General features: G+C 68.0%; 9 protein-coding genes. 5 read left to right on the plus strand and 4 right to left on the minus strand.

Features of this window, described 5'->3' with window-relative positions; translation table 11 throughout:
• Nucleotides 1–2: 2 nt before the first annotated feature.
• A complete protein-coding gene (locus ACTIL2_RS14380) occupies nt 3–794 on the minus strand; it encodes a peptidylprolyl isomerase (protein WP_442338161.1) in 792 nt (263 codons plus the stop codon).
• Between the two features lie 111 nt (nt 795–905).
• Here ACTIL2_RS14380 and ACTIL2_RS14385 point away from each other — a divergent pair, with 111 nt between their 5' ends.
• From ACTIL2_RS14385 to ACTIL2_RS14405, 5 genes are all read left to right on the plus strand, one after another.
• The gene (locus ACTIL2_RS14385) at nt 906–1,580 is read left to right on the plus strand and encodes an MBL fold metallo-hydrolase (protein WP_442338162.1); all 675 of its coding nucleotides are present in this window, start codon (nt 906–908) and stop codon (nt 1,578–1,580) included.
• A gap of 31 nt (nt 1,581–1,611) precedes the next feature.
• Nucleotides 1,612–2,901 carry a histidine--tRNA ligase gene (hisS, locus tag ACTIL2_RS14390; RefSeq protein ID WP_442338163.1) on the plus strand — a complete coding sequence of 430 codons (1,290 nt, stop codon included), beginning with the start codon at nt 1,612–1,614 and terminating at the stop codon, nt 2,899–2,901.
• 77 nt (nt 2,902–2,978) lie between these two features.
• The gene (betT, locus tag ACTIL2_RS14395; RefSeq protein WP_442338164.1) at nt 2,979–5,141 is read left to right on the plus strand and encodes a choline BCCT transporter BetT; all 2,163 of its coding nucleotides are present in this window, start codon (nt 2,979–2,981) and stop codon (nt 5,139–5,141) included.
• A 1-nt stretch (nt 5,142) separates the two neighbouring features.
• Nucleotides 5,143–6,615 carry an aldehyde dehydrogenase family protein gene (locus ACTIL2_RS14400; protein WP_442338165.1) on the plus strand — a complete coding sequence of 491 codons (1,473 nt, stop codon included), beginning with the start codon at nt 5,143–5,145 and terminating at the stop codon, nt 6,613–6,615.
• Nucleotides 6,616–6,625: 10 nt separating this feature from the next.
• Complete coding sequence (locus tag ACTIL2_RS14405) at nt 6,626–8,188, plus strand: GMC family oxidoreductase (RefSeq protein ID WP_442338166.1); 1,563 nt, start codon at nt 6,626–6,628, stop codon at nt 8,186–8,188.
• Nucleotides 8,189–8,197: 9 nt separating this feature from the next.
• On the opposite strand, the gene ypfJ is transcribed toward ACTIL2_RS14405, so the two are convergent.
• From ypfJ to ACTIL2_RS14420, 3 genes are all read right to left on the minus strand, one after another.
• Nucleotides 8,198–9,178, minus strand: a complete 981-nt coding sequence (gene ypfJ, locus ACTIL2_RS14410; RefSeq protein WP_442338167.1) for a KPN_02809 family neutral zinc metallopeptidase — start codon at nt 9,176–9,178, stop codon at nt 8,198–8,200.
• Between the two features lie 123 nt (nt 9,179–9,301).
• On the minus strand, nt 9,302–9,865 hold the full coding sequence (locus ACTIL2_RS14415) for an HNH endonuclease signature motif containing protein (protein ID WP_442338168.1): 564 nt from the start codon (nt 9,863–9,865) through the stop codon (nt 9,302–9,304).
• A 73-nt stretch (nt 9,866–9,938) separates the two neighbouring features.
• Complete coding sequence (locus ACTIL2_RS14420) at nt 9,939–10,634, minus strand: hypothetical protein (protein WP_442338169.1); 696 nt, start codon at nt 10,632–10,634, stop codon at nt 9,939–9,941.
• Nucleotides 10,635–10,917: the final 283 nt, after the last annotated feature.

The following is a 10,917-nucleotide window of genomic DNA, read 5'->3' on the forward strand; positions in this document are numbered from 1 at the left end:
CCCTAGTCCACCTCGGCGGTCTCGATGCGGACCTCGTCGGTCGGGGGACCGTCGCCGCCGTTGTCCTGGTTGGCGTCCTCGTTCTCCTCGATGATCGAGTCGAGGGTCTCCATACCGTCCTCGGAGATGCTGCCGAAGACGGTGTAGTCCGGCGGGAGCTCGGAATCGTCGTCGACGAGGAAGAACTGCGAGCCGTTGGTGTCCGGGCCTGAGTTCGCCATCGCCAGGGTGCCACGGGTGTAGGGGGCCTCCGGGGCGTCCTCGGCGTTGACCGGGAACTCATCGCCGAAGGAGTAGCCCGGGCCGCCCGCGCCCTCACCGCTGGGGTCACCGCACTGCAGGACCTTCATGCCGTCGCTGACGACCACGCGGTGGCAGACCGTGTCGTCGTAGAAGGACTCGGACACCAGGTGCTCGAAGGAATGCGCCGCGTTCGGTGCCTGGGCGTGGTCGAGGGTCAGGCCGATCTCGCCCTTGGATGTGTCCAGGGTGACGTCGGTGGTGCCGTCCTCGGGAATGTCCTCGCCGTCGGGCAGGGAGACTTCCTTGGCGGCGTCCCCGGTGGCGGTGTAGGGGCCGCTGGTCTCCGGCTCGGAGGTCTCCTGCGCCGTCGTCTCGTCGCCGTCGCTGCCGCGGGTGGCTGCGAACCAGATACCGCCGACCAGTGCGACCAGCACCACCAGTGTGGCGAGCGTGACCCCGAGAGGGCGCATTTTCTCGCGTCGGGAACGGGACTTCAGTTCCTTGTCGAGGTTCTTCAGTGCCGCATCGCGGCGGGAGGAGTTGTCGGACAAAGCTCCGTGGCCTTTCCCTCGGGGGTGGGTTGGTACAGCGTCCCATTGTTCCATCCCGCATGCCCCGGCTCCACCATTGGTGCCCGGTGTGCCGCCGGTAGGGTGGCGGGCATGGTCAACATCACCGTGCATATCCTGCCCACCGGCCCGCTGGAGACGAACTGCATCGTCCTGCATGACGGCAGCCGCGCCACGGTCGTCGACCCCGGGATGGGAGCGGCGGACCTGGTCGCGGAGGTCGTGGAGAAGGACAACGTGACCGTCGAGCAGATCGTCCTGACCCACGGCCACATCGACCACATCCGTGACCTGCCGCAGGTCCAGACGGTCTACGCCGTGCCCAGCCACATGCACCCGGCAGACAACCCATGGCTGGACCGGGAGGCGCTCGATGCGATGGGCCCGCTGGGTGAGATGCACTCCACGGACACGATGGACACGCCGCAGGCCCCGTCCCCGGTCGCCGACGGGGACGTCCTGCCGATCGCCGGCGTGGACTTCACCGCCCACCTGATGCCCGGGCACTCGCCGGGCTCCGTCATGTACCGCGGCGCACTCCCGGACGGGCGCACCATCGTCCTCGGCGGGGACGTCCTGTTCCGCGGGGGAGTCGGACGCACCGACCTGCCACTCTCCGACCCGGCGGCGATGGTGGACAGCCTGCGGCGGATCGTCGGGGAGGGCTCGGTCTTCGGGGACGCGGACGAGGTTGTCCCCGGCCACGGGCCATCGACGACCATCGGCCGGGAGCGCCGGGAGAACGGCTTTCTGCAGGGCGTGGTCTAGCACGGCGGTGGCGCCGCTATAGTTGAACCCCGTGAGTGACTCGAGCAAAGACAGCGCCATCCAACCGTTCGCCGGCCCCAAGGGGGTGCCGGACTACGTCCCGCCGGCGTCGTCGGCGTTCCACGCCGTGCGCAGCACCTTCGAGTCCGTCATCCACGACGCGGGCTACGGGCACATTGAGCTGCCCGTCTTCGAGGACACCGCCCTGTTCGCCCGGGGAGTCGGGGAGTCCACCGACGTGGTGTCCAAGGAGATGTACACCTTCGCCGATCGGGGGGGACGCTCCGTCACGCTGCGCCCGGAGGGCACCGCCGGGGTGATGCGCTCGGTGATCGAGCACAACCTCGACCGCGGGCAGCTCCCGGTGAAGCTGACCTACTCCGGCCCCTTCTTCCGCTACGAGCGTCCGCAGGCCGGCCGCTACCGTCAGCTGCAGCAGGTCGGTCTGGAGGCCATCGGTGTGGACGACCCGGCGCTGGACGCCGAGGTCGTCGCACTGGGGGACCGGTGCTTCCGTGCGCTGGGTCTGAGCGGTTTCCGCCTGGAGCTCACCAGCCTGGGTGACGAGACCTGCCGACCGCAGTACCGGCGGAAGCTCCAGGACTTCCTGCTCGCGCTGCCGCTCGACGAGGAGACGCACCGCCGTGCGCAGATCAACCCGCTGCGCGTCCTCGACGACAAGCGGCCGGACGTCCGGGAGATGCTCGCCGACGCCCCGTTGATGCCCGACCACCTGTCGGACTCCGCCCGGGAGCACTTCGAGACCGTCACCGGCCTGCTCGACGACATGGGCGTGGAGTACACGCTGAACCCGCGCCTGGTCCGTGGCCTGGACTACTACACCAAAACCTGCTTCGAGTTCGTCCACGACGGACTCGGCGCGCAGTCCGGCATCGGCGGCGGCGGACGCTACGACGGGCTCATGGCCCAGCTCGGCGGCCAGGACCTCTCCGGCATCGGCTTCGGGCTCGGCGTGGACCGCACCGTGCTGGCGCTGGAGGCCGAGGGCGTGTCCCCGACGACGGGGCGCCGCGTCGACGTCTACGGCGTCCCCATGGGCACCGGGGCCAAGAAGACCATGGCCGTGGTTGTCGACCACCTGCGTAGGGCCGGAATCAGCGCCGACATGTCCTACGGCGACCGGGGTCTGAAGGGCGCGATGAAGGGCGCCGACCGCGCCGGTGCGCTGTTCGCCCTCGTCCTCGGCGAGAAGGAGCTCGGCGACGGTACCGTCGTCCTGCGGAACCTGTCGACGCGTGACCAGCAGGACGTTGCGATGCAGGACATCGTGCGGGTGGTGGGGGACGCACTCGGGGCCTGACCCCCCTCAGCGCGACTGCCGCGGACCGGCTACTGTGGATCCGGTATCCGTTCACTGACGTTGTGCTGAGAGAGGGAATGCGTGTGACTGTCACACAGAACGACGACGCGGCCGTGGAGGACGGCAAGTCAGGGAAGCACGGGACACCCGGGGTCAACTGGCCGGTGTTCGGTACGTCCGGCGGCATCATCGTCGCCTTCGTCCTGTGGGCCTGGCTCGCCCCCGACTCCGCCGACTCGGTGATCAACGCGGTCAAGGACTGGATCGCCGCGAACCTCGGCTGGTTCTACATCCTCACCGCCGGCGTGGTGGTGATCTTCGTCCTGGTCATCGCCTTCCGCAGGGTCGGCAACACCAAGATCGGCCCGGACCACTCGCAGCCCAAGTTCGGCATGTTCACCTGGGGCGCGATGCTGTTCGCCGCGGGTATCGGCGTGGACCTGATGTTCTTCGCGATCTCGGGTCCGGCCACGAACTACCTCACCCCGCCGGAGGGCTCGGGCATGACCGAGGAGGCCGCGCAGATGGCCCCGCTGTGGACGATGTTCCACTACGGCATCCCCGGGTGGGCGATGTACGCCCTGATGGGTATGGCCTTCGGCCTGTTCGCCTACCGCTACCACATGCCGCTGAGCATCCGGTCCGCCCTCGCCCCGATCTTCGGGCGCCGCATCCACGGGGGAGTCGGGCACACCGTGGAGATCGCCGCCTCGATCGGCACGGCCTTCGGCATCGCCACCTCGCTGGGCATCGGCGTGGTCTTCCTCAACTACGGACTGTCGGAGGTCTTCGGCATCCCGACGAACACCGGCGTGCAGATCGCGCTGATCGCCCTGTCGGTGTTCATCACGATCCTCTCGACCGTCTCCGGTGTCGACAAGGGCATCCGCCGTCTCTCCGAGCTGAACGTGTGGCTGGCCGTCCTGCTGATGGTGTGGGTCGTGGTCATGGGCAAGACCGGTGACCTGCTGAACTCGCTGGTGCAGAACATCGGCGACTTCATCTCCCGGTTCCCGGGGATGCTGTTCAACACCTTCTCCTACTCGGACGGTGCACCGGACTACCCCGCGCAGGACTGGATGGCGGACTGGACGCTGTTCTTCTGGGCATGGTGGATCGCCTGGGCACCCTTCGTGGGCCTGTTCCTGGCCCGCATCTCCCGCGGCCGCACGCTGCGCCAGTTCATCCTGGGCGTGCTGATCATCCCCTTCGCGTTCATCGCGGTGTGGATCTCGATCTTCGGCAATGCGGCACTGGGATTCTTCCGCGACGGGGACGAGGAATTCCTCAACACCGCGGTGGACACCCCGGAATCCGGCTTCTTCCTGCTGCTGCAGCAGTACCCGGGCGCGACGTTCGCCGTCATCCTCGCGGTACTCACCGGCCTGTTGTTCTACGTGACCTCCGCGGACTCCGGTTCGCTGGTCATGGCCAACATGACCTCGAAGCCGTCCACCGAGGACTCGGACGGACCGCCGTGGCTGCGCATCGTGTGGGCCGTCATCACGGGTGCCCTGACGATGGTGATGCTGCTGATCGGCGGGGTGTACACCCTGCAGTCGGCGACGGTGCTCATCGGCCTCCCGTTCGCATTCGTGATGTACCTGCTGATGCTGAGTGTGTGGCGCGTCCTGGAGTCGGAGAAACACACCCTGGACTCCCGGCCGCGGTCCCTGCCCGGTGCTCTGCTGGACCGGACGGGTACCCCGCAGCCACGGCTGGCGTGGCGCAACCGCCTGAAGCGCAGGATGAGCTTCCCGACGGCCGAGGAGACCGAGGAGTTCGTGGAGAACACCGTGGCCCCGGCCATCGACGAGGTCGCCGGGGAGCTCAGGGACCTGGGCCTGGACGTCACCGTGAAACGCGGCCGGCACCCCGAGTACCCGATCAGTTTCGTGGACCTCGGTGTCAGCTTCCCCGGCCAGGACGACTTCAAGTACCAGGCGTACCCGGTGCCCGGGCAGATCCCGAACTTCGCGGTGAACGTGAATGTCGAGCGGGACACCTACTTCACACTCGAGATCTTCTCCGCCACGGGCTCCCGTGGGCACAACATCCTCGGGTACTCGAAGGAGCAGGTCATCGCCGATGTCATCGACACCTACGACGCCCACGTCGAGTACATGACGCTCACCGGCAACAAGGGAACGCCGACGGCGGGTGCGCACGGGATCGTCCCGGAACTCTGGATCGAAGACGATGCGGATGACGAAGAGAAAACCAACGAAGGAGAGAAATAGAATGACTGAGACGCTCTACATCGGCGGCACGTGGGTGCCGTCCTCCGACGGCGGGACGCGGACGGTGACCTGCCCGGCGGACGGTGAGGTCGTCGGTGAGGTGTCCGAGGCCACCTCCGCGGACACCGGGAAAGCCATCGCCGCGGCCCGTGCGGCCTTCGACTCCGGGGTCTGGTCGTCCGTGCCGGCCGCCCAGCGCGGTGATTTCCTTCTGAAGGTCGCCGACCAGCTCGCCGAACGCAAGGACGAGTTCGCCCGCGCCGAGGCGCTGGACACCGGCAAGCGCCTGGTCGAGGCCGAGGGCGACATGGACGACATCGCCAACTGCTTCCGCTACTTCGGCAAGATCGCCGACCACAATCCGGGACGGCTGGTCGACGCCGGCGACCCGTCAGTGATCTCGACCGTGGTCTACGAGCCGGTCGGGGTCTGCGGCATGATCACACCCTGGAACTTCCCGCTGCTGCAGGCGTCCTGGAAGCTCGCCCCGGCCATCGCCGCGGGCAACTCCTTCGTCCTGAAGCCCGCGGAGCTGACCCCGCACACCGCGATCCTGATCATGGACGTCTTCGACACGCTCGGCCTCCCGGCCGGCGTGGCGAACCTCGTGCTCGGCGCAGGTGCCACCGCAGGCGCCCCGCTTTCCACCCATCCGGACGTCGACATGGTCTCCTTCACCGGTGGCCTGGTCACCGGACGCAGGATCGCCGAATCGGCGGCCCCCACAGTCAAGAAGGTCGCCCTGGAACTGGGCGGCAAGAACCCGAACGTGGTCTTCGCCGACGCCGACTTCGACGCCGCCCTGGACAATGCGCTCAACGCCGGGTTCATGGACTCCGGTCTGGTCTGCTCGGCCGGGACGAGGTTGATCGTGGAGGAGTCGATCAAGGAGAGGTTCGTCGACGAACTCGTCCGCCGCGCCGAGGGCATCGTCCTGGGCGGGCCCCTCGACGACAACGCCGAGGCCGGTCCCCTGATCTCCGTGGAGCACCGCGACAAGGTCACCGACTACGTCAACCGTGGCGTGGAGGCGGGCGCGACTCTGCGCACCGGCGGTAACTGGGGCGGCCCGGAGCTGGAGAAGGGCTGCTTCTACCGTCCGACCGTCCTGGACAACTGCACGTCCGACAACCCTGCTGTGGTCGAGGAGGGCTTCGGCCCGGTGATCACCGTCGAGACCTTCTCGACCGAGGAGGAGGCCATCGCGACGGCCAACGACACCGAGTACGGCCTGGCCGGCGCGGTGTGGACCAGCAACCGTGGCACCGCCAACCGCGTCTCGCGGGCCCTGCGCCACGGCACGATCTGGATCAACGACTACCACCCCTACGTCCCGCAGGCCGAGTGGGGCGGTTTCAAGGCCTCCGGCAACGGCCGCGAACTGGGCCACACCGGGCTCGAGGAGTACCGGGAAGCGAAGCACATCTACGAGAACACCGAGCCGGCCGTGTCCGGCTGGTTCCCGAACAAGTAAGGAGCGTCAAGTGCGAGAGAACTACGACTACATCGTTGTCGGGGCCGGTTCCTCCGGTGCCGTGGTGGCGGCCCGGCTGAGCGAGGATCCGGACGTGACGGTGGCCCTGATCGAGGCCGGTCCCACCGACGTGGACAAGCCGGAGATCCTGCACCTGGACGAGTGGCCGGGGCTGCTGGAGTCCGGCTACGACTGGGACTACCCGATCGAACCCCAGGAGAACGGCAACTCCTTCATGCGCCACGCCCGGGCGAAGGTGCTGGGCGGCTGCTCGTCCCACAACTCCTGCATCGCGTTCCACACCCCGGCCCAGGACCTGGACCACTGGGTCTCCCTCGGCGCGTCCGGCTGGGACTCGGAGACCGTCCTCCCGCTGATCAGGCAGCGCCTGGAGGACAATGACCGCGACGGTGACAACCACGGTCACGGCGGCCCCGTCCACCTGCGGTCGGTGCCCCCGGAGGACCCGGTGGGCGTCGCCGTGCTGAAGGCCTGCGAGGAGCAGGGTCTTCCCAACGTCCCGTTCAATGAGGGCGAGACGGTGAACCACGGTGCTGACTGGTTCCAGATCAACGCCAGTGAGGAGAACGTCCGCGGTTCGTCCTCGGTGTCCTACCTGCACCCGAACCTGGACCGGGAGAACCTGGACATCCTCACCGACCGCCAGGTGTCCCGCGTCCTCATCGAGGACGGCACGGCGACCGGCATCGAGTACCTCGACAACGCCTTCGGACGGTTGAAGTCCCTGCCGGCGAACCGTGAGGTCATCGTATCCGCCGGGGCGATCGACAGCCCGAAGCTGCTGATGCTTTCCGGTATCGGCCCGGCGGAGCACCTGGCCGAGTTCGGCATTGACACCATCGTCGACAGTCCCGGTGTCGGCTCCCACCTGCAGGACCACCCGGAGGCCGTGATCTCCTGGGAGTCGAAGGTCCCGATGACCCGGTCGGTTACCCAGTGGTGGGAGATCGGCATCTTCGACGAGGTCGACGAGGGTGGTGCAGACGGTCTGGGGCTTCCCGACCTGATGATGCACTACGGCTCAATGCCTTTCGACATGCACACGCGGCGCCAGGGATACCCGACCGCGGACGAGTCCTTCTGCCTGACGCCGAACATCACCCACGCCAAGGCGCGCGGGACGGTGCGGCTGCGCTCCTGCGATTTCCGCGACAAGCCGAAGGTCGACCCGCGGTACTTCACCGACGATGAGGGCTACGACATGCACATCGCCGTGGAGGGCATCAAGCTCGCCCGGAAGATCGCCGCCCAGCCGGCCCTGTCGGAGTTCGCCGGACGCGAATTGTTCCCGGGCAAGGACGTCACCTCGGACGAGGACATCGCCTCGTACGTCTCGAAGACCCACAACACCGTCTACCACCCGGCGGGCACCGTCCGCATGGGTGCGGTGGAGGACGAGCTGTCGCCGCTGGATCCGGAGCTGCGGGTCAAGGGTGTGTCCGGTCTGCGCGTCGTGGACGCCTCGGTCATGCCGCAGCTGACCGCGGTGAACCCGAACATCACCTGCTACCTGATCGGGGAGCGGGCCTCGGATTTGATCCGCGGGGCCTGACGGTCTGGGTCACTGCTGGAAGTCCTGCTGGCAGGACGCCACGGTGCCGTTGTCGTAGCCGGTGGTGAACCACTGCTGGCGCTGCTCGGAGGAACCGTGCGTCCAGTTGTCCGGGTTGACGTCGCCGCCGCCTGAGCTCTGGATGGCGTCGTCACCGATGGCCTGGGCGGAGGAGATGGCCTGGTTGACCTGTTCGGGGGTGACGGGGTCCAGGACCGCATCATCACCTTTGTCGGCGTGGGCGGCCCAGACACCGGCGTAGCAGTCCGCCTGCAGCTCCATCTTGACCGCGTTGGAGTCCTCTCCGGGGTTGTCGTAGTCAGACAGACCCAGGTTGCCTTCCAGCTGCTGGATATGGTGTCCGAACTCGTGGGCGACCACGTACATCTGGGCGAAGGGTCCGTCCGAGCCTCCCATCTGCGCGAGCTGGGCGAAGAAATCGTCGCCGATGTAGACCGTGTTGTCGCCGGGGCAGTAGAACGGGCCGGTCTCGATCGTCGAGGCCGTGCCGCAGCCGGTGTTCATCTGCCCGTCTCCGATGGTCACCTTGGGCTCGGTGTAGTCGATCCCGGCCTGGTCGGGCAGGAGTTGTGACCAGACTGTGTCGAGGGAGATGGCGGTGCCCTCGATGCGGCAGTCGTCGTAGTTGTTGGCGTCCTCGTAGGTCTGGCAGTGGTCGAGGCTCCCGCCCTGCTGGTTGTTGACCTGGGGATTGTTGGCTGCGGTGCTGTTGTCGTTGCCGCTGTCGCCGAACATGCCGAGTCCGCCGTTCGCGAAGAACATCACGGCGGCGACGACGAGGATGCCGGGAATGCCGAAGCGGCGCCCGACCCTGCTCATCAGCAGCATGGTGATGATGTTCCCGCCCCCGCGGTTGCCGCCGCCACGTCCTCCTCCGCCCCCGCCGAAGTTGAATCCGCCGCCCCCGCCCGAGCTTCCTCCGGAGGACGCGCGTCCGCCCATGCCGTTCAGGTTGTTGTTGAAGGTCATGCGTAGGAGTGTAGCGGGGGACGGTCGGGATTCCCGCGGGGTGGAATAGCGCGTGCTTGTAGGCCCGTGCGCCGCGTGGTGCGGGCCGGGTGACTCGGCGGGTCGGTGGGGCGCCGGTGCCGGTTAGCTGGGGTGTCCCAGTGTCGCCGGTGATACCGGCCCGGCGGCGACGGTGGACACCGTGACCCCGCCGGGGCCGGTCCACTGCAGTGTCACCGCCTGGTCCGCACTGGCCACCGACCAGATCCCCAGGGTCTTGAGCTGGTGGTGGGTACGGCACAACGCGATGCCGTTGGACACGCTCGTCGGCCCGTCACTGCCCGGGTCGGTGTGCGGCGAGGCCACCAGGTGGTCGTGCTCGCAGCGGTCGGCGGCGACCGCACAGCCGGGGAACCGGCAGTGCCCGTCCCGGCCCTGGATCACCGCCTTCTGCCTCCCGGTGAACCGGTAGGCGCCGGTGTCGGGAACCTGCCCGGGCTCCGGCAGGGTGCGGATGTGCGCGGCGATGCCGGCCAACTGTGCGGCGGTGTGCGGTGAGACCCAGCCGGCACCGAGGACATAGCCCGGCGCCGGCTCCGCCGCTGACGCTGACGGAGGGGTGGTGGTGTGGATGTTGACGGTCACGGTGAGTTGGTCGGCCCGGCCGCCGAGGATGCCCAGCACGACCTGTCCGCGGCACCAGGCCATCGACGCCGCCGGGGTACCGTCCCCGCCGCTGTCCCCGTCCCCGCTGCCGCCGTCTCCGTCGGTGGTGTGGGTGTCAGTGGTGTCGGTGGTGTCGCGGCGGTACTCGAGTGCGGCGGTACTCGAGTGCGGCGGTGGTGATCGCTGCCCACAGTGCGGTGGTGGTGGTGTCGGTGCCGCAGTCGAGGATCAGGCGGGTGCCGCGGCGGGTCAGGCCCGTGGTGGCGGCCTCTGACTCTTCGGTGTCGGCGACGATCAACGGAGCGGCGTGCAGTAGTGCTTCGTCGGCGACGTCGGCCAGGGCGGTGAGCGCGGTGATGCCGGTGGTGCTGATCCAGTCGGACACGGCCAAAGCGACGGCGGTGTCGAGGGTGGACATCTCGCAGTCGCCGAGGTGGCGGGCGTGGCGGTTGATGCGGCGCCAGAGGGTGTCGAGGTGGTCGAGGGAGTAGTGCGGTGTGTCGCGGAAGGTGGTGAACAGGGCGGGCATGCGGGTGGCGAGGTCGGCGGCGTGGACGTAGCGGTGGGCTTCGGTGGTGCTGCGTCGGCGGATGGCCAGGGCGGTCGACAGGCGGGTGGCGGTGGGGATGGTGGTCAGAAAGTCGACGAGGTCGAGTTCGGCGCGGTTGATGGCTCCGGCGTAGTGGTGGGCCAGTGCGGTGGTCTGTGTGCAGCGTCCCGGTGGTGACTGCCCGCCGGTGCCGGTGGTGTGGGTATCGCTCGTGGTGCCGGTGCTGCCGGTCGGTGGTGTGGTCGGTGGTGTGGTGGTCATGGGCTGAAAGGTAGCAGCCGGGGTGGACACGCCAGCGGGGAACGACCGGAACAGTAGAACAGGTGTTCGAGGAGCTCGGGGTGTCTGCCACTACTCCACCAGCATGGCAGCCGGCAATTGATCACCACCTGACGGGGAAATGTGTCTGCTCCCGTCACGAGCCCGTGACAACACCGTGTCGAACCCGCCGCCCTTCCTGACCGGCGGTTACGGCCACGGCAGGTGGCCGGCGGGACGAAAATGGTGAGCCTTCCGAAAATAACCGTCCACGTCGGGTAACGTG

Origin of the sequence: Corynebacterium sp., assembly GCF_052107835.1 — a bacterium.
In the GTDB taxonomy this organism is placed as follows: Bacteria; Actinomycetota; Actinomycetes; order Mycobacteriales; family Mycobacteriaceae; genus Corynebacterium.